Below are 21,629 nucleotides of genomic sequence, written 5' to 3'. Positions count from 1 at the left end.
AGATCAGAATTGTTTTGGAATACCTAATTGAACTTTGCCGGAACTATGATAGCGTACCACATTATTTACGGCAGGCTGTTCACTCACCATATTCCAGGGATGTATTTTTATATCAGCAGGCACAATCATTATTATTTCAGCAATACGTGATGATATTTCGGCGATGCCATCTTTTACCCTCAGCTTTATTTTTTTATTCCCCGACCAGGCAACTGCACCTACCCACGGCAGTTGCAGCCTGCAGCGATTGCCGTGCAGATTTTTAATAGCTACCCATTGTACTTTTCCTGCAGCAATTTCCGATGATACTTCAAAACCACCGGCGGCATGTAAGGTGAACCGCCCGTTTCTTTCGGCGTGAAAAGCAGGCGCTATAATAATTGCATCCCCGTCACTCTGTAATAGGGATTCGTTCATGGCAGTTGTAAAAACCGACATGGACTCCATTGACATATGCCGGAAGGGCCACATAGGCAGCGGAAATTTTTCCTTATCGGACGGTGAGCGGGTATCGCGTACTTTGTTTGTACGAAAAAAACATTCCGCATCTTTGTTGATCTCTCCTTCCGGGCCCCAATGCGCCCAGCCATTGCTGTAAATCTGCCATCGTTCAGGGAAATGATCCAGCACTTTTTTCAGGGCATCCTTCAAACCCAATCTTGCCATTACTATTGGCACAGGATCCCAGCCGGTAATGCCGGGACCATATAAAAGCGTGGTAGCTTTCATGATGTTAAAAAGACGCTCCTGTTGATTTTTAGAAGCAACAGATACCATCCCCGAGGGAAATACCGGAGAGGAAGGAACGGAAGGAAAGATGCCGTCAAGCAAAACATTCCCGAAATATTTTTCTTCGGTTGATGCTGAGTATACGGTAAGCATTTTTTGTTCTTTAATGCCCCATCCTGCGGCAGCAATCCAGTCCGTTTCCACTTCCCATCCTTTAAAATAGCCCCTCTCAAGCTTATAGGACGCACCCTGCTGCTGTATTGCCTCTTTCTGCAATTGAACAACCGGCAAGGGCGCCAGGTTTTCAAGTATATTCCTCCAGATTTCTGCTTCAGCCAGTTGCGCACCTGCTTCTTTTTGTGCCTTTAATGCGGTAGTAAATAATACCCTGGCATAAACGATTTCGGTGAGTCCGTCTTTGAGTTTGATCCATCCTTCATAACCGGTGCCTTCTTTTGCATGATACAATCCATCTGCCTCTTTTACAAAAAGCGATTGAAAAAAAAGCGCAGCATCTGTTATAAAGGGAAGGGCTTTTTCTATAAGAAATTTTTTGTCACAGGTATACAGGTATTGTCTCCAGAAATCGAGCGCAATCTCTGCAACAGGCGTATGATTGTGGGATTCATTCAGAGAATTATATCCGCGGCGCTCTGTTACATCTGCTATAAATGCGCCTTTGGTATGGAATAACTGCTGCGCATCTTCCCTGGCATATGGAAGTGCGTTAAACCTGTAATCAAGATAAGGCGCCACCAGTTCGTGGTGGCCTGCCGCATTCAGCGGCCAATACAACTGCTGCTGGTTCCAGTGAAAATAAAAATTCCAGTTCTGTACATCCCGGTTCCAGCCCCATAAGCCATTGGTAAATCTTCCGGGATATTTACCCCCCTGTGATGCAATCGCGTAATAAATAGTGAGATGCCAGAGCTGGTTAATGTAAACATCCCCGTAATCCATAAATGATTTACTCCAGGCTGCTTTCCATGCCGCGTTATGGGTTTGGCGATGCGAAGCAAAGCTTTCGCTGTTTAATCCTGTTAAAATATTTTCGGCTGTGACAATAGCGTTGTTTGGTTGCGGAGATGTAACCACCAATACGCCCTGAACTTCTTTATTTCTATTTTTTTGTACTGAGATCAATGCCCTTCTTGTATGTTCTCTTTCATAATGCACATCAATATCATTTTGATGTATGATACTTGCTGCCACCGTAAATACGGTATCATTAAGCTGTTGTGTGACAGAGATATTATTTGTACCTGCCTGTGCATCTGTGCCCCCTGTTCCGATAGCAGCATCCCCGTTAATTTGTGAATACCAATGCGAATAGGTTCTGGAACCAAAACGTTCCACCGCTATATCAACAGGCGCATCTTCTGCAAATGCAGTTTTCAGCTCATAGAAAAAAGTACCGGATGCGTAATCAACAAATCCTTCAAAAGATAATTTTCCAAACGGGCTTTCGGCTTCCATATACACAGCCGCTTCGGCAATATTCAGTCGTCCTTTAAACCCGGAAAGATATAGTGTACTGAAAACCGGGAATTTAAAATCTATCACCATCCTGCAGGCATGCCTTAACGTGGTGCTGATGTCTTCCTGTTCCTTGCTCCAGTTGCCAAATCTATCAAAACGGGCATCCTCCCATAAATCGCACTTGTTTACGGCAATAATCATTTTTGATTCTTCACACCAGATAAGCACACCTATGTCTCCATTACCTAAAGGCATACCCTGGAAAGGATCTATGGGCGGGCTCTGGTATACGAGATCGTATTGAGCTACCTTGCCCGGCCATGCAATATTCCATGTAGCATCAGCAGGGTTAAAAGCGGAACTGATGATGCCTCGTGCGGGCAGTTGATTGCTTACATGATTAACAGCCGAAAATAATGGTTCCGGTATAGTATGCGCGGCCATAGCCATTCCAAGTAATTTCAATGTATCTCTTCGGGAGGTTTTCATACCGGAAATATTGAATAATGGTATTATTTTTTGGCTGAAACTTTTTTAAACGAAGCGCCGCTGGGAAAATGGGCTTCAAAGAAATTTTTCATGATGCCGTTATACATTGCCACTCTCACAGTGCCCCATGTTTCCTGGTCGCCGGTAGCATAATAAATATAGGTTTTACCATCATGCTCCAATAAGTCAACATCCGAATTATTTTTCCCTTCACCTTTACTGGCTTCGAGAATAGGATTAAATGGACTCAGCTCCCAGCTAAGCAGATCTTTTGAACGCGACATATAAGAAATCCATCCTTTATGGCCAGGCTGTGGCGCATGCAGGTAAATAACATAATACCAGGGCGCAAAATAGCGGATCACCGGGCATGCTGAATATTCCGCGTGCTCTCCCGTATAGGCTATTCCGTCTAACTTTTTCCAGTTGTTTAAATCCGTTGATCTCGCAAACTTAAAACAGAATTGAACCGGTTTATCTGACTCATAGGCCATCAGGTAACCTTTATCATCCTTACAGACAGAAGAATTAAAAAGATGTTCATTGCCTTCGGGCGAAATAGCTAAAGATTGCTTCCAGTTTTTGAGGTCGCCTGATACAAACCGGTTGATTCCTTTTGAATTCATCACTTTACCAAAATCAGAAAACTCCAGTGCAAATACATTCAGTTGCTCATCATCCACAAACGCACTTACAAAAGAATGTCCGGTGCCAAACCTGCTCACCTCATTGCCACTCTGCATGTCTTCAATATATAAATAAGCATTTTTTCCTTTTGCAAAAGCACCACCTGGCCTATAATTAGATACCAGCAGCAAACTGGAATCAAACCAAATAGGTGTATTTTCCATGGGCGTTCTGTTCTGCTGCGGAAAAGCAAAAGGAAGTTTGATCAACTCCGGCTTTGCCTGCCGTTGTGCATCGGCGGTCAAAAAATTCAACATCAGGCAGGCAAGTACAAACGGAAAAATCTTCATATCGTTTAATCGTTAAAGTTATATGCTATGCTTATCTGGAAAGGTTTCTCAGCCTGCGGAAGGAAGGCTCCCTGTACAATACAGAATGAAGAAAACTCCAGTTATATATCAGATGTCCTTCATAACCCGCGGGGTTACCGCTCCAGTCAAATACTTCAGCGCCATAACCCATCTTATCAACAAAGCCGTTCTGAAATCCACCGCCATTGGCAAATACACCCGATTGCTGCCGATGCAGCATACTGTCAAGAATCATATCAGCCCGGCGGGGCATATCAACCATATACAATGCATCAATCAACACGGCAGTATTAAATACCGTACAGCCGCCATTTAAAAATTGCTGAAACGCCGAATAGTGTTCCATGTCTTCCCTGGGAACAGGTTTTATATTTAAAGGAACACCCAGGTCGAAGCGCTTAAATCCTGTGGCTTCCAGTGCGGTCCAGTATCGTTGCAACATCTTTTTGCCTGCATTTTTATCCAGCAACCCATATACAATTGCCATACTGGTTGCTACATCCGTATTGATATCATGCAATACAGCATCCTCACTTTTCCACCAACCCAACCAGCCAGATGCAGGATTATAAAAAGTTTTTACAAATACTTTTTTAAGTTTCTCCGCCCTCCCAAGGTATAGCCGCATTTTTTCATAACGACCCAATTGCTTTTCCAAAGCCGCCATTGCATTCCATGCACGGTAAGCCAGTATATTCACATAAGCATTTTTATGCCCGCTGGAATAACAATCAAATGCGCAATCGGGGTTTCTGTATTTTAATCTTGATCCGCTGTTGCCACTTTGTTTGGACTCCATGATACCATCGTCATCTGTATCCCGCCTGATCATATACTGCGCAATAAACTCCAGTTCACTGATGTGTTGCTGAAGCCATGCGGCATCTTTAGCCACAGCCATATAGCACCACGCACCAATCAACACCGAAGGATTAGCATCCATCACATTCTGATTATTACCAGGATTTATTTTTTCCAGTGTTGCCTGATCCGGTTGCAGTTCTCTCCCCGGTGTGCCTCTCGCCGTATAGGTAACCAATCCCTCATCATTGGTTTTTTCAGTTATCCAGTAATCAAGGGTATGTCTCAATATATCTTTCATTACAATACCCGGAGCCAGCTCCGGCACCAGCAATGTAGCATCGCCAAGCAAGTATACCAGGCTGCTGACAGGATCACTGAGTGCGTTATTTGCCCATACGCCGGACACATTGGTATTACCACCGGACGCGCCGCAGCTTTGCTGAATAAGATTGAACCATCCGCGTCTTGCAGCCTTCCACCGCTGCTGATTTGTAAACCCTTTTGGCATCGGCAATATTACCGGCGTAAATTCAATATTATATACAGTAGTTCCCTGCTTTGGTATTAATTCAAATACCGTGTTGATCCATTTCTCACTACGGCTGCCCTCCATCCTTCCCTGCAGGGAGGGCAGCTCCTTACAGGAAACCAGCACCTGCCCAAGATCGGGAGCGCTTAAAATAGCAGGCGTAAAAAATTTTCCTTTTTTCCAATGTCCACTAATGATACTGGTAACCGCAGTAGCAGGCTCAAAAGGAAAAACAATGTTTATGGTATCAAGCACTGCAGCAATCTTTGCACTGGTTGTTATACGCATGTTTATTTTTCCATCATGTGTGTTTATTTCCCAACTGAGCGATTGCTGCTGCGGCAGATCAAAATCATATCTCACAGAGAACCCATCGGGTTTACTAAAGCGGGCAACAGGCGTGAACGATTCCTTTGCCTTGCCCAGGCGTATAAACACCGGCGCTTTCAGGAGGTTGATCTTTTCACGCCCCGTGCCTTCGGTATCCCATCCCAGTTTTTTTATAGCGGCCTTTTGTTCCTCCGCTTCCATCAAAAAATGCCAGTCTCCTGAACCGCCCTTCAGCGTTACGGTTCTCACCGTATCTGAGGGTGAACAAAGATCCGGAACAGTATATGGATCAATGCTACCGGAGCAAAAGCCACTATTCATGGCTGTTACTACAGTACATATTACCAGGATAAACTTTTTCATAAAGGGAGTTGAATTTAATTATTGTTTCCATATATTCAACTACTGGTACCCATCATTTTGCTCCAGCTCAGGATTGTTGTCCAATTCACCCTGCGGAAAAGGAAACAGATAGTGCTTTTGTTCAAAGACCAATGGTACACCCCCCGGATTTTTAAGTGTTGGAAGTTTGGTAGCCGCAATTTCCCAACGTTTAATATCAAAATAACGGTGCCCTTCCAGCGCAAGTTCCACACGCCTTTCATGACGAATGTAATCCCTTAGCAGATCTTTTGAACTGTATTTGATCCTGTCAACAGGCGGCATGTTTACACCTGTCCTGCTTCTTATTTCGTCAAGCGCATCATATACACTTGCATCAGGTCCGTCTGCTTCATTTTTTGCTTCAGCATACATCAGTAAGACATCTGCATACCTGATCCACACCATGTCCTGGTCAGAATTGGTGTTGGCATAACTAAATGGTGTATGAGAAAAATCAGCATACTTTCTCATCACATAACCGGTTTGCCCCGGATGCTGCGGTTCAACCCAGCTTTCTTCCGCTACCCTGCGCATCGTCAACACAAGTCGGGGATCACGATTGGCAAAAGGTGTAGCGGGATTATACAGCGCAGATTCCGAAATCATTTTACCATCTGTGCATTCATACTCATCCACCAGGTCCTGGTAGGGATCAATACAACCATACCAGCCTATTTCAACATCCATACTTTCCACAAAATTGGTGGGGTTGGTGGGACTGAGATATTGCGTGGAGAATATAATCTCCGGATTACCTCCCTGTGTAGCAGTAAGGAATAAGCCAAGATAATTATTGTAAATAGAAAACTTTCCTGATTGCATGGTTTGCTGCGCGAAAGATGCCGCTTCAGCCCACTTTTTTTCATATAACAATACCCTTGCTTTAATTGCAGTTGCACTTCCTTTTACCGCATGTCCCTTATATTCAGCTTCCGGCAGGCTGGCAATGGCAGCATCCAGGTCTTCATGAATAAATGCCAGCACATCGGCTTTGGGGCTTTTTGCAACCTTAGCCGCATCTGCACTTGCAGGCGATTCTTTATATAAAATAACATCACCAAAAAAATTAACCAGGTCAAAATACATTAACGCACGCAAAAATTTCACTTCCCCAATGTATACGGTTTTCTTCTGGTCGTCAATCGGCACATTCTCGATATTCGCCAAAAAATAATTGCAGTTGGCTATACCCCGGTATGGAGCATAATAAGCCATATTTACAGCACCACCTGAGTTTGCGCTGGTAACGCCAATTGTCATGGGCGCTATATTGAAATAATTCCATTCAGCAAAAGCATTGTCGGTAAGACAATCCAACCATACCCTTCTGTACCCCATGAAGTCTGATTGCAACTGCCTGTAACATCCGCCCAAAGCCATTTTCACATCATCCTCTGTTTTCCAGAAAGTTTGGCTTGATATCTGGTCCAATGGATTTTTATCAAGCAATTTTTCCTCGCAGGCGCTCGTAAATAGGATAACCGCTATCACTATTACGGACCTTACTGCATACAATGTTTTCATAATCCAGTATGTTTAATAATTTAAAATTTAACATCAATACCGAAGTTGATTATACGCACCTGTGGAAACTGCGCATATCTTCCCCATCCACCAATTGTACTGCCCGTTCTGGAAAGCGTTTCCGGATCTGCACCTTCAAATTTTGTAAAGGTGAGCAGGTTATCCCCGGAAACATAAACAGTCAATCCCTTTGACCATATCTTATCTGCAATCCTTTTTGGAAGCGCATAAGAAAGGTTTACATTTTTCAGCCGCAGGTAAGATGCATCCTGTAAATAATAGGTGGATGGATATGCAGAAACACCGCCATAAGTCCAGGATTCATAGATCGCGGGAACCGTATTGCTCGGATTGGTTGGGCTCCAGGCATCCCGGAATTTTGCTGTTGGCGGAGTACCCTGGATAAAAGGATCAATACCCCATCCGTTCAATGGCATTTTGTTACCTTGTGTGCCCTGGAAAAAAGCAGAGAGTGCAAAACCTTTCCATGCAGCGGTGAAACCGAAGGAATAGGTGAAGTCCGGAAAAATACCTTTTACCGTTTTCCTGTCTTCTGCATTCACAACAGCATCGCCATTCTGGTCCTTAATTTTAAGATCGCCTGGTCTTGGGGGAAAAAAGGGCTGATCAGGAGATTTATCAATATCATCCTGGCTTTGAAAAATACCTATCCATTCATACATATAATAGGATCCATATGGCAATCCTACCTCATTTACCCCTTTGGTAGGTGTGCGTATTTTAAGTAGTTTATTTTTAAAGGTGGAAAAGAGGAAATATGCACTGTAGCTAAAGTCTCCAACCTGATTGGCATGCCGGAGCTGCGCTTCCCATCCAATATTCTGCAATTTTCCATCGTTGGTAACCGGGCCACTTAATCCAAGGCTTCCAGGCACAGGTTGTGTAGTAAGAATATCGTATGTATTCTTTTTAAACCAGTCGAATGTAACCCCGAACAGTCCTTTATAAATATCAAGATCAACACCAAAGTTCAATACCCTTGTTGATTCCCATTTAATATTCTTGTCTGTTAAACGGGTAAGTATGGTAGAAGCCTGTAATGTAGACCCATAAGGATATTCAGAAAGGTTCAGGATATCCTGGTAAGGATACAAACCTATTTCCTGGTTACCCAGTGTTCCTAATGAAGCCCTCAACTTCAGATCATCTATCCAGCTTACATTGTTCTGAATAAAATTTTCTTTTGATATTCTCCATCCCGCAGATAGGGAAGGAAAAGCGCCCCATCGGTTATCGTCGGCTATACGTGAACTTCCATCATAACGGATATTGGCCTCCAGCAGGTATTTGCCCATATAATCATAATTCACACGGCCAAAATAAGAACGCAGTGCCCATTCTGTTGATGTACCTGAAAGACTTTGGCCTACAGGAGATCCTGCATTGATTTCCGCCAATCCGGGTGTTGGAAAATTAAGCCTGGCACCTTGCAGGAACTGTGTTTTGAATGACTGCTGCTCATAGCCACCCAATACTTTAAGGGTATGATATTTACCAAAGGTTTTATCGTAAGTAAGGGTTGAATAAAGTGATGGCAACAAATTCTGGGAGTACCTGTCAGTTACGCCTCCGCTTTTTCCTCCATCATCCACATAGGGAAAATCATCCGCACCGGCAGGTTTGATGAAGGCATACTGCTGAACAACCTGCTGATGACTTTTATACGTATCGCCGTTGTAATTCAGTCCACCCTTTACCTGCCATACAAGACCTTTTATAATATTTACATCAATATAGCCCTGTGCATTAATTGCATGTGAATTGGAATACTGGTAATTACCGGGATGAAGATCTGTTTCAGGACTGCGGTTGTGCCCTTCACCGGCGTACGCGTATCTTGCTACTCGCCCGCTCCCGTCTGGTAAGAAAGGTGTATAGTTGGGTGCGCCCTGGTATACCAGCAACACAATATCACTATTGGTAAACCGAGGTTCAGTTATATTCTTCTTTACCATATTAATGATCGTTCCCACACGGATCCTTTTGTTTACCTGCGTATTCAGGTTAATGATGGCATTGTATCTTTTGTAATTGAATGATGGTAAAACTCCATCCTGGTCGAGATATCCAAGTGAAATACTGTAATTGGTTTTTTCATTACCGCCGGAAAAACGAAGGTTATGATTGATAACAGTAGCTGGATTGAAATAATGATCAGACCAATTGAAATCCGGATACTGCGCTTTGTCTGTAGGATTTTTATAAGCATCAATCTGCTCCTGTGTATATAATGCAGGCAATCCAACTCTTTCTTTTGCCGCATTGTACATGGTCATATATTCTACGGAATTGTAAATAAAATCCGGAAGTCTTGTTGCAGTATGTGAGCCAACATCTATCCTGTATTCCAGCAGCGGTTCTCCTTTCCTGCCACGCTTGGTAGTTACCAGTATCACACCATTCGCCGCTCTTGATCCGTATATGGCGGCCGATGCTGCATCTTTCAATACCGATACACTTTCGATATCGTTGGGATTAAGATTGGTAATGGAACCCAAAATACCATCCACCAGTATCAAAGGATTGGATGAGGCTCCGAAAGAACCCAGTCCCCTTATCTGAAACTGCGGATCATCACGCCCCGGAGAAGCCGTTGGTTGAATAACCTGTAATCCTGTAATGCGTCCCTGCAAAAGATTGGCAGCATTAGTGGCAGGACGCTCCAATAATGTTTTGGAAGAAACGGTAGCAACAGAACCGGTAAGGTTAACCTTCTTTTGTGTACCGTATCCCACTACCACCACATCGGAAAGCGTATTATTCTCAACCTTCAATGCAATTCTAATGGGGCGGTTATCCCTTACGTTTACTTCCTGGGATTGCATTCCGATATAGGAAAACATCAGCGTAACCGCACCATCAGGTACATCAATGGAAAAAGAACCGTCTTGAGTGGTAGTGACAATAGTATTACTGCCTTTCAATTGTACAGTAACGCCGCCCAGGACTTCACCTGCATCATTAGTAACGGTACCCCTCACAATCCTGCTCTGAAGAGTTGTCGTTTCGCTGAAATACGCCAATATATTGTTATCATCATCACTATACCATTCAGCATGAACTGGTAATGATAATAACGATGCCAGGGAAATTAAAACAAAAGCAATCACTATTTTTGATTTCCGTCTATATGCAAGAGCAATACTGTTCCTGCCTCCTGCATCTAACGGACCGGCATAGTTGTTAACGGGCGGGGAAATAGATAGCTTTTCCATACGCAGTTAGGTTTTCTTTATAGTTTATAAAATGGTTACACACTAAGAATATCTGCTGATATTCCATTACGATCAACAATGATTTAGTTTTTGGAAGATAATTCATGGCGCATTACAGTTCCCCTAAGGATCAAAGCATTTAGCATTGAACCGATTTCTATAGCGCTCCTTCATATGGCCTGAAGAGTGCAAATCGTTTAAAGGGGTACCTGCTATTGTAAACTACCGCGGTATTAACAGAAGTAAAGTTGCTAAACTTACCATTCACAATCAATAGAATATATGCTTATATTACTGGATTATTCAATTATTTACAAAGGAAAGAAAGTACTCACTGCATATATAATAAAAAGTCTCTGCATTACCTGATAAAGCCTCAACCATCATCCTAAAAACAGCATTAAAAATTACATCATCTGAACGGCAGATGCAAAGCGTTAAATGTCTTATTAAATAAAGGAGGGGAATGCATTAATGAAAAAGGCACCTCGTCCGACAGCATCTAAGAACTGGCTAAACCATCCATTTATCTTACATTACTGATTGGATTTCTGAGTACAGCATTGGGGCGGGAGTAAAACTTTAATTATTTATTGAAGAACCTATAGCAATAGATTCGAAAGGCTATGATAACATCAACACATAAACTTCCCCCGGACCATGTACACCCACTACCAACGTTTTTTCAATATCTCCGGTACGGCTCGGCCCGGAAGCAAATACCAGTGACGAAGGAAAATCCTGAGCCCCGCTTAACATAACCTTTTCAATACTTTCTTTTAAATCAAATACCAATTGGTGTGCAAATGCAATTACAATATGCACAGGCGTATATACCGGCAGGGACCTGCCTGAAGACTGACCGGAACTCAACACGATTGTTCCTGTTTGGGCTACCAGGTGTATGCAACCCGTGATAGCTGCATCGGTATTATATAAATTACCAGTGGGGATAAATGGACCGGTTGTATCTCCCAGGAGCTGATTTAAGGAATTTTCATCACAACAAATATGCATCCACTTATTCTCTATTATAAGTTGATCTAATTTTGCTCTCAACTCTGCCGCATTGCTGAATAAAAAAAACTTTCCCAGCAAGCCTGTAAACTTCCTCCCAAATAAAGCTATCAACGATTCCTGTTCCGATTTAAAAAAGGATTCAGGAATATCAGCAGAAGGATAAGGCATCATAGTGGAATTTGATAAAGCCTGGCTAATTTTATTCAGAATATTCTTTCGTGCTGTTGAATCCTCCATAACAGTATAGCATATTTATTGGCTTTTAAAAGTCTTCATTTTTTCAGACTTAAAAAATAGAACATTCACCCGAAATGCTGGATAATTCAATTATTATTCCAAGTCATAAACGCTTTCATCCAAATCTCATCCCTGATTTATTAACATCACCAATCAGCTCTTATTGGTTCGCCGGTATTCAGATGGCGACATACCAATGATTTTATTGAATATCCGGTTAAAGAAATAGGGATCTTCATATCCAATAAATGCCGCAACATCTTTTATCTTCATCTCGGTAAGATCCAGTAGCTGGCAGGCTTTCTGCATTTTAAGATGAATAAAATAATCCAAAGGGGCAAACCCCGTTTGTTTGCGGAAAAGATTTGAAAAATGGGATGCTGAATAAGAAAACTTACCGGCTATTTCATCTATCCAAAGCTTTTTAGCCAGGTTTTCGCGCATAAACAGAATAGCCTGGGTAATAATATTATCGTCTTTTTTCTGAAAGCTGGAGAAGTTGTGGTTCCTGAATATGAAAGAAGCCACAAAATGATACAAACAAAAATTTGAGTAGCTCAGGTTATCCAGACTATATCCCATTTCAAGTGTATTGTACATTTCTTCCCATAAACCAATTCTTCTTTCGTCCGGACGGAGAACAGTTGGTGTCAGGAACTGGTCAAGATTATAGATTTGATTGAAATGTGGAATTTTGGTTCCGCAAAAATGAACCCAGTACAGCGACCAGGGGTCTTCAGCATGTGCCCCATAACGAAGATACTTATCGGTAGCAGGCAGGATCACAAACTCATTTGCCTTAATTTCGCAATAACCTGATTTATTCTCGTACCAGCCTTTTCCATCCACACAATAAAACAGAATATTGTCCCTGCATCCCCATCTCCTTTCCCGGTAATGAAAAGATGCTTTCGGGAAATAACCTATAAGTGTTATGTAAAGGCTATTAAGCAGGGGATCGTCTTCAATACGTTCCTTCAAAAGTTTCCCCGGTAATATAATTTGTTTTTCACCCATGAAGCCATCACGCCTTCTTGTGGTTAATCCCTTGTATCTGTTTTTTTCACCTTTCATAATTATAATAGGATTATCTATCAAAGTACTGATATACTCCATTTTTTTTCAGCAGGCAAAACTGGTATTTTGCCCTATCGTTGAAGATAATTTAAATTAAATAGATGCTGTTAAAAGATAAGGTTTTATTTCTCACCGGTGGGTCCAGTGGTATTGGCTATGAATGTGCAAAAGCATATGCAAAAGAAGGCGCCTGTATCGCTATTGCCAGTAATCATGAACCTGACCTCAAAAAAATATTAGCAGAGATAGGCAATCATGTTCATATAATTCTTACCTGTGATGTATCGGTAGAAGAAGAAGTAAAAGACGCAATTGACAGAACGCTTAAACACTATGGCAAGCTTGATGCTATTCATAATAATGCCGGCATTGTAACACCATCTGTTATGCTTCACGAAACAACAACAGAACAATGGAACAAACTGATGGATGTCAATCTTAAGAGCATATACCTGACCACAAAATATGGAATCGGAGCTTTGCAGAGCAGTAAGGGATCCATACTGAATACCAGTAGTCTGGTTGGAGATATTGGACAGGAAAACCATGCTGCATATTCAGCAACCAAAGGAGGCATCAGCACATTAACCAAATCTATGGCCCTGGATTATGCTAAATATCAGATACGGGTAAACGCAGTATGCCCGGCATGGGTTTGGACACCGGCCGTTGAGGATTGGATAAGTCAGCAACCTGACCAGGAAAAGACAAGCGAATACATTAAAACCATTCATCCTTTGGGATATTGCCCCCAGGGGGATGTTATAGCCGATGCCTGCGTATTTTTATTATCAGAAAGAGCCCGGTTCATAACCGGTTGCACCCTTCCTGTGAGCGGTGGAGCGGAATTGGGTTACAGAAGGTAATTGAATTAAACAGGCCACCCGGGAGATTTTTTTTATCCCCGGATTTTATCCGCACAACAATGAAACCAGATACTTAAATCCCACATACTAAACCAGACGGGAAATCGTTAATTGAACAAACCTATTGTTACAAAGATATTTCCGGAAATTTAGTTGATAACTATTAGCCTTTTTAATAAAATCCACTTACCCTGTGAATAGTCAGAATCCCAGTTTGGCTTTGCTATCCTGGCTGCAAAGTATTGTAGACAACACGTCTGATGCCATCATGATTGCAGATCCTGAACTACATATAGTAAAGTGGAATCCGGCTTTAGAGGAATTGTTACCGCAATACACAGACACAATTGCCGGTAAAAATATGATTGACCTGCTCCACAATTTGTGCTGTGCCGATTGCGGCATTAACAGAAAAATACACCATATAATAGAAACCGGGGTTTTGGAAGAAGAAATACTTCTTAGTCACCCGAGTGGTAAAATGCTACAACTTGCCTGCTACGTTCATAAACTTCCTGACACAAACAGGCCTTCTGCCATTGTTGTTATCATCCAGTGCCTGCAAAAACAGATTAAGCGAACCCTTTCCAATACCAACGACTGCGAGTCCATTTATTTTTCTTATCTCGAAAACAGCCTGGCTCCTGCCTGGGTAACAGATGAGGAAGGTTATACACTATTCATGAATAGGCAGGCAAGGCGGATTTGGAGAATTCATAAAAATTACAGACTTAAAAATGTATATGAACTCTTCCCAAAACACATAGCCGATGAATTTATTGCCAGTGATAAAACGGTTTTAAGAACCAACCAGTCTCTTGCCTTTGTAATTGAATCCATCCGTGACGATGGCTCTCCCGGCTATTTTATGTTGCATAAATTTTTATTACCTCTTAATGGCAACAAGCGGCTTATCGCAGGTCAGGCTATTGATATCACAGCTGAAAAACAAGCTGAAGAAGCCATGCGTAAAAGCAGTGAACGCTTTTCGTACGTTGCTAAAGTCGTTTCCGATTGTATTTGGGACTGGGACATGGAAACCGGTAAAGTCTACCGAAGTGAAGCGTTAATGACTTTGACAGGATATACCCGTGAGGAAATAGAGGGTACACTGGATTGGTGGGAGGATAAGACACATCCCGAAGACCGGGAGATATCCATGTATAAGTTCAAAAACTTTATTAACCTGGGGCATACCTATTGCGATGCCGAATACCGTTTTCAATGTGCTGACGGCAGGTACCGAAATTTTGCCGACAAAGGATATATCATTTACAAAGAGGGCAAACCTATCCGTGCTATCGGTGTTGTGCAAGATGTAACGGAACAAAAAAAAATGGAGGCGAAGGTCCTGCGGGAGAAAATTCAAAAGGAGAAGGAAATCACCCAGGCGGTGATTAGGACACAGGACCATGTATCTAACGAGCTAGCCAAAGAATTGCATGACAACGTAAATCAAATACTTTCTGTTGCACATCTTATGATCGACTGTGCCCAGCCACTGGATTGCCAGGACAAGGAAGGTTACATCAAAAAAAGCAAAGAATACATATTACTTGCAATAAACGAAATCCGGGAGATCTCCAAATCATTGAACAGCTCCCGGATTAAAGAGGAGTTACTAGGACCTGTAGAAGAAATTGTTTCGAACCTGAGATTGAGCCTTCATTTCAATGTGCAATTCGATTTTGACGCGGAGGTGGAAAAATTTTTATCTCACGACCAAAAGTTGATGGCATTTCGCATCGTTCAGGAGCAAACCAACAATATTATTAAATACGCAGAGGCGAGCGAAATAATTATTGCCTTAAGCATAAAAAACAATTCCTTTCATCTTTCAATAAAAGATAATGGAAAAGGATTTGACCAGGAAACCGCTAAAAGTGGAATTGGCCTTATCAATATTCGAAACCGGGTTGAAGCTCTTAGTGGGTCATTGAATATAACTACTTCTCCGGGAAAGGGGTGCTGTATTGACATATCGCTTCCACCACGTTGCCAACACGCCATCTTATAAAAGAATATTGAACAATAATAAACCTGGTATGTGAAATTCCTGATACACAGGTTGTGAATGATCTACGGCTGCGCGGGTTATATTTTCTAAAGCTATCTTCTATTGATTTTTTAAGATGCGTATCGCTACAATTATCACAGCGTTCTTCGTTACGTGAAAAAAATTGGCCCCTGTAAAAACAGGGGCCGCAACCAAAACTAACTGCTTATGAGAAAATTGACTATATGCTATATTGTCTTTATTAGTAGACGCATTGGAAGCAAAATGGTACCATACTTTATTGTTAATAGTTTATTAAAACGCTAACAACGAGGTTACGGTTTTACTTCAGTTCGCCATATAGAAACCTCTTAAACCACTCATCACTTCGGATTGTATCGTTCCGGTTATTTAATTACCGGCGGCCTTATTGGCATTGAATGTGCATTTTGCGCATGGTAGATTTCTGTTAGTTCATTAAAAGCGGCCTTCAACAGTTCACCTTCCAGTTTTCCACCACGTTCATACATTTCACGATCAATCAAAGCTCTCAGATACAATATGCGCCAACGCCATGACTTCAGCGTTTGTGCGGTTAATTTGCGCTCTGCCTGTTGCAAAAGGTTAAAAGCTTCAACAGCATTGGCCTTAATTTGTTTGCGGTTATGATTGGCTTCAAGAATTTCAATTGCCCGGCTGACATCATTCACTACATCCGGCGAGAATTCATAGGCAATGTACTCTTTCACAATATCTGATGTCTGACGTTCACCATCCCAATAGAGCTGGGCACAAATTATTTTATTCAGGTCTTCGTAAATTCCTTCTGAATAAGGAAAACCACCGGATACTTTACCCTCCGTTTGATTCCATAACCGCTGTAAGCGGTTGACAAGCGGGTTAGATCCGTAACCACCCCAGGGTCCCTGGCCCCACATGCTGATTTCCGGAAAATTTAACAGGGGAAGGTTTCCCGGAACACCCTTCTGCAGCGGATACCCTGGAAAGTCTTCATGAGAATCGGCCATAACATAGTGGAGCCAGTTATTTCCTTTGCTCAAAAACCTTGTCAACCCTTCCCACTCTCCTGCAGGTGGTGTATCATACATCCATGTAGACAACACCACGTTGATGTCAGGAAATTTTTGTTTGGTAATACCAGCAAGTGCTTTGCATAATTTTGGATAGCCACGCCCACCCCATGGCCAGCATTGATCACAACCGCATCCTCCTTCATCATAAGGCCAGAAAACCATAAGGTCTAAACCAATATCTTTAAACTGATCTAATAAATAGGCCCAGTTTTCCTTTAGTAATTTGTCTGCCTGCGCATTTGATGGGTTCAGGTTAATTCCAAAATGACCTCTCCGGCCCAACTGATCAGGCACAGGCGTATTCAAAAATTCACTTTTTGTAAACTTAAACCCCTGATTCGGTACCTGTAGTAATCCCACTTTCATTCCACACGCTCTTGCCATGCCCATTATCTGTCTGAAGCGGGTGAGCGTTTTTTGCGCCGCTGCATCGTAGAAAGCAGTGTACTGCCAGTTCGCAAAATGAATCACAAGATGATTGACGCCCCACAACGCCAGTTCCTCCACGTATTTCTGTACATCTTCAATAGGTGCCGCCTCGTAAAAATTATTAAAATGCGTAGCGAAATATATACCTCTTATTTTACCTTTTGGTGTGGAAGTGCCGCGCCAGGTTCCGGGGGTAAAACCGTTACTGTCATAGCAGGAGGTTCTTAGCAATTTGCCTGCACCATACAATAAGGCTGCTCCATCGGCTCCCGCTATCTGAATGTGACTTTTTCCTTTATCTGAAATGCTGTAGGATTCGGGATGGTACCCTGCCTCTTTAATGAGCTCTATTGTAAGTTGCGCACTGATGTCTTTTACTATTGTAACATCAGCCCTGCTGGTAATCTGCAATTCCAGGATTCTTTTTGTGTTCTCCATTACCGTGCCCGCTCCTTTAGGCACTATAATCCTGACTGTTTGCACCTGACTCAGTCCATACAATGATATGAAAAGTAAAAAAAAGGAATGCAGGATTTTTAAAGAAAGTCCGTTCATATCGTTACTTTAAAATATTCATATTAATACAAGTCCAATAAACTACGTTAGTTCCAACCCGGATTTTGAGAGAGGTAAGGATTTAAGGTGATTTCCTGCAGCGGTAATCGTCCCGGCAGATCCGCCATCTACACTTACCGATACATCCGCTAACGAAGCATTATCTTCTGCAACAACCGTTCCTGTGGGAAAATGAAAACAAAGAGCAAATGAGAAATAAATGTTTGAACCATTAATACCCTGATGATTTTTTGAGCAGTAAAATTGTTATAAATAAAACAATTAAAAAATCTTTGTAATTCTAACTTATGACACTTCATTTGCATCATTTCTTTATTTCACATTCATAAACCCGATTCATAAAAACTACAAAATTCTTGCCGTGTATTTACCGAAATGTTGAGATATTTTATGAAATAGAAGGTTGAATAAATTTCCTGCTATGCAATTAATACCTTCACGCTATCCTCAATTGACATACTATAACGAACAACAGCTATCAAATCTTTTATAGCAACATTCATCTTTTCGTAAAAAAATAGCCCCTATAGAAATAGGGGTTCTATCAAAACTAACTGCTTATGAGAACTTTTCTGTGTTACTGAGGTTTATATTGTTCCGGCCATTTTAACTTTACCCAGTTTTTTGTGATTTCGGTCAGTTCCTGCGGCAAGGGTCCTTCATAGCCCTGAACAATACCCCGCCATTTTTCGTTTTCTTTATAAAGCACAACATCAGTACGTTCCGGCAGGTCGAAACTGAGACTTTCTGATTTGAACGATTTTAACCCCCCTCCTGCCAGCGCCTCTACTTCTCCTTTTTTGTTTAACCTTACCGCTGCAACGCCTATCGCGTCAAAATAAATGGCATGACCATCTGCCTGAACCGACTGATTGATTGAATCTCCCATCAGGTTATGCTCACCAGAAACAACAATGAGTGTTCCATCAATTAACCGGAGCTGCCCGCTTGCCTTTGGCATTACCGATGATGGGAAGCCGGCCACTGTGTGTACATCGCCTTTGGTTTGAGGAAGAATATTTTTAGCCTGCAAGGCTGCTATTACAGATGTAACCGCGGAAAGTGTATCCGTCTTTTTAACGGCATTACCCATTGCCGCTATACCATCAAATGGTTGTCCGTCATAATTGACCGTCCATTCACCAACCCTGTATAAACTGGTTTTACCTGCAGCAGCCGCCTTATTAAAAAATGCTGCAACTGTTTCCTGACCATATTCGGGATGATAATAAATTACGGCTTCATATTGTTGCGGACCGTATTGAATTTTACCACCGGCATTTATTCTCAGTGAACCGTTTACGATTTCGCTGCTGGGAATTAAATCCGTATAATATCCTTCTTTCCACAAAGCGTTGGCAATATTAAGTCCTACATCTGCAAAAGATGCGTCATCGTTCCAGTTAAGCGCTGCCGGATGGCCGAATACTACTGCTACAGGACAATCAGGCGACGCCGCAGAAATATAATTTAGCAATTTCACCCTGCTTTCTGCCATCATCACACTGTCTTCCAGCAAAGAGGTAGTAAGCTTATCAATCGGATGCGGCCACAACGGATGATAGTTCAACCGACCACCGGCCAAAGCAGCCCTCCAGATATCTTTATGATATACATTCACATCCTTGTCGTAATACATATTGAACCATAACGGGCTCCACATTTTTTTGGCAAGCGCCGTTCTCACACTAAAGGGGGTAGCTTCATCCGTTTGAGCAACATCTCTTTTCGAAACCCACCAGCTTAAACCATTTTTAAAAATTTCCCTGTTATCAGGGAACGGGAACCACGTAGGATGTGTGCCCGACATAGCGTCCTTACCGAATATTTCTTTTATAGCATGATAATAATCCGTTTCTATTTCACCATTTCTCTTCCAGTACATTTCCATATAATGATTTACAGCGGCTATCCTATCTGCTTTCGCAGCAGTTTCACCATAAGTCATCAGCAACATATCTCTCAATAAATCTCTCCCACTCCGCTGTTGTTCATACGCCTTCGCCATAAAAGAGGAGTACCACAGATCATTGGTTTGCGGGGTAAACCTGCCCGGGAAGCCCCATTCATCCTTACAGGCGCCTGCCAGCGAAGCATCGGCATATTGCTGTAGTATCTCACGCTGATAGGATAATATATGAGGGGCAAATACATCCGGTGTATATAAAGTAACCGCAACCAGCGCACAAGCAGTCTTACCTCTGTCCGCCTCATCAAAATCAACAGTAATATTTACACTGTCTTTTGTTGCATTAGAAGTAGCGGCTGCCGTTATATCTTTTACCGTTCCGGATTTAATCAAACCGCCTTCTTTGCTATAACTGTATACCCGCAGTACTTTTGTAGTCACAGGCTCATAGGGGTTTCTGCCATACGTGTAATGGTCATCAAATCCCTGCGCTTTAACGCCAAGAGCAGCCGTATTGGCTTTATTCAGGGGAAATTCTCTTAACAGGATGATTTGCTGCAGTTCGTCGGGATATTTTTCCTTAAAGCTATCCCGGGCCAGACGGATATCTAAATCCATCACCAACCCTATTCCTTTGCTGCGCGCATACAATGACGCGGCTTTTATCTGGTCATGCACTTTCGGATCTGTTAAATCTCCGGGGTAGCGCAAACTGGTGGAGAGCAATTCAAAAGGAGAATATTTTTCATGCAGGTCTATAAATCTTTTATACCCCTCCCCTTCAAATTCTTCCTGAAACCAAAACCAGCATCCAATAGAAGGCCATGAAGTTTTGATAATATTGCTGTCCTGGTTCGGCAATTCTATCCGCGTTGATCTTACTATTGCATTTGGATCAGCAGCATGATTGCTATTTTGGCATCCTACCAATATGGTAAGTAACGTTACTATTACCACAACGGAGATGTTCATACGAACGATCCTGTTGTTTTTTTGTTTATTATCCATTTCTTAAATTATTATACGGATCCAATCTTCGGTTTAATACATTATACTTAATTCCTCCCATTCCCCGCCTCTCAGATCTCTGCTTTATGTACATGCTCCTTTCCTACAAAATCAACATTGCTACCAATTGTCTCTCCATCCCACTCCAGGAGCGCTTCATCCGGCACCATTTCTATTGGAGTGATGTGAGATAACGAGGCTTCGTTATAGGCTCTGTTAGAGGCGCGGTTATAACATGAAATCAAAGACCACCTGGCGGTATCCGACAAATTCGCCGCTGAGCGATGAAGGATATTGCTATGAAAAAAAAGCGCATCGCCTGCCTTTAATTCTACATACACCAATTCCATTGTTTTCAATGCCAGGTCAACATAATGTTGAGCAGCGCCTACCTGCTCACCTGAAAAGCCGTGCTCCACACGTCCCATTTTATGCGATCCTTTTATTACCTGCAGGCATCCGTTTTGTTTATTGGCGTCAGTAATGGCAATCATCACCGATATCATCTGATCCGGAAATAAAAATTCGTTCTTATACCAATATCCGTAGTCCTGGTGCCATTCCCAGGCTCCACCCACTTTTGGCTCTTTCTGCATCAGCTTACTATGAAAGTGACAAACGGGCGCTTCTCCGTCCAGCAGCTTGTCAACTGATTCTATTATTCTCCTGCTTTTGGTGAGTAATCCATAGGCGTCATTGCCAGGTGTATACCACGATGTAAGGCGTGTTTTTCTTCCGGAACTGTCATTAAGATCAAGCGCATTTTTTTTGATAATATCATCATTCAGTGCAATACCAGACAGCTTTATGGTTTCTTCGCCTGTAAGACCCCCTCTAACAATAAGATACCCGTCTTTATTAAATGCATTGATTTGTTGCTCACTTAATTTAAAGTAACTCATAATATACGGTTTA

At 42.2% G+C, this 21,629-nt stretch carries 12 protein-coding genes; 2 read left to right on the top strand and 10 right to left on the bottom strand.

The genetic code is table 11. From position 1 onward, the window contains the following. Positions 1-3: 3 nt before the first annotated feature. The 7 genes from FRX45_RS04690 to FRX45_RS04660 form a co-directional block, all read right to left on the bottom strand. Positions 4-2,697, bottom strand: a complete 2,694-nt coding sequence (locus tag FRX45_RS04690; RefSeq protein ID WP_152267242.1) for a glycosyl hydrolase family 95 catalytic domain-containing protein — start codon at positions 2,695-2,697, stop codon at positions 4-6. Positions 2,698-2,720: 23 nt separating this feature from the next. Then, the gene (locus tag FRX45_RS04685; protein ID WP_152267241.1) at positions 2,721-3,674 is read right to left on the bottom strand and encodes a glycoside hydrolase family protein; all 954 of its coding nucleotides are present in this window, start codon (positions 3,672-3,674) and stop codon (positions 2,721-2,723) included. Positions 3,675-3,705: 31 nt separating this feature from the next. Continuing rightward, entirely contained in the window at positions 3,706-5,721 is a 2,016-nt protein-coding gene (locus FRX45_RS04680; protein WP_152267240.1) for an alpha-L-rhamnosidase-related protein, read from the bottom strand. A gap of 39 nt (positions 5,722-5,760) precedes the next feature. Further along, entirely contained in the window at positions 5,761-7,266 is a 1,506-nt protein-coding gene (locus tag FRX45_RS04675) for a RagB/SusD family nutrient uptake outer membrane protein (RefSeq protein WP_152267239.1), read from the bottom strand. A gap of 20 nt (positions 7,267-7,286) precedes the next feature. After that, positions 7,287-10,502, bottom strand: coding sequence for a SusC/RagA family TonB-linked outer membrane protein (locus tag FRX45_RS04670; RefSeq protein WP_152267238.1), 3,216 nt, complete (start codon positions 10,500-10,502; stop codon positions 7,287-7,289). 624 nt (positions 10,503-11,126) lie between these two features. After that, positions 11,127-11,759: a LutC/YkgG family protein gene (locus FRX45_RS04665; RefSeq protein WP_152267237.1), complete on the bottom strand. Its 633-nt coding sequence runs from the start codon at positions 11,757-11,759 to the stop codon at positions 11,127-11,129. A 153-nt stretch (positions 11,760-11,912) separates the two neighbouring features. Continuing rightward, a complete protein-coding gene (locus tag FRX45_RS04660; protein WP_226804954.1) occupies positions 11,913-12,875 on the bottom strand; it encodes an AraC family transcriptional regulator in 963 nt (320 codons plus the stop codon). A gap of 62 nt (positions 12,876-12,937) precedes the next feature. Between FRX45_RS04660 and FRX45_RS04655 the strand changes: the two genes are divergently transcribed. After that, complete coding sequence (locus tag FRX45_RS04655) at positions 12,938-13,702, top strand: SDR family NAD(P)-dependent oxidoreductase (RefSeq protein ID WP_152267236.1); 765 nt, start codon at positions 12,938-12,940, stop codon at positions 13,700-13,702. 193 nt (positions 13,703-13,895) lie between these two features. Continuing rightward, positions 13,896-15,719, top strand: coding sequence for a PAS domain-containing sensor histidine kinase (locus FRX45_RS04650; RefSeq protein ID WP_152267235.1), 1,824 nt, complete (start codon positions 13,896-13,898; stop codon positions 15,717-15,719). Positions 15,720-16,105: 386 nt separating this feature from the next. Here FRX45_RS04650 and FRX45_RS04645 read toward each other — a convergent pair whose 3' ends face one another. From FRX45_RS04645 to FRX45_RS04635, 3 genes are all read right to left on the bottom strand, one after another. Then, positions 16,106-17,776: a hypothetical protein gene (locus FRX45_RS04645; RefSeq protein ID WP_152267234.1), complete on the bottom strand. Its 1,671-nt coding sequence runs from the start codon at positions 17,774-17,776 to the stop codon at positions 16,106-16,108. A gap of 598 nt (positions 17,777-18,374) precedes the next feature. After that, a complete protein-coding gene (locus tag FRX45_RS04640) occupies positions 18,375-20,714 on the bottom strand; it encodes a hypothetical protein (RefSeq protein WP_152267233.1) in 2,340 nt (779 codons plus the stop codon). A gap of 71 nt (positions 20,715-20,785) precedes the next feature. Continuing rightward, positions 20,786-21,616 carry a phytanoyl-CoA dioxygenase family protein gene (locus FRX45_RS04635; protein ID WP_152267232.1) on the bottom strand — a complete coding sequence of 277 codons (831 nt, stop codon included), beginning with the start codon at positions 21,614-21,616 and terminating at the stop codon, positions 20,786-20,788. Positions 21,617-21,629 lie beyond the last annotated feature (13 nt).

It is taken from the genome of Agriterribacter humi, from assembly GCF_009192765.1.
GTDB lineage: Bacteria > Bacteroidota > Bacteroidia > Chitinophagales > Chitinophagaceae > Agriterribacter > Agriterribacter humi.
Note: the sequence above shows the minus strand (reverse complement) of the source record. Positions and strands in the feature narration are given on the sequence as shown.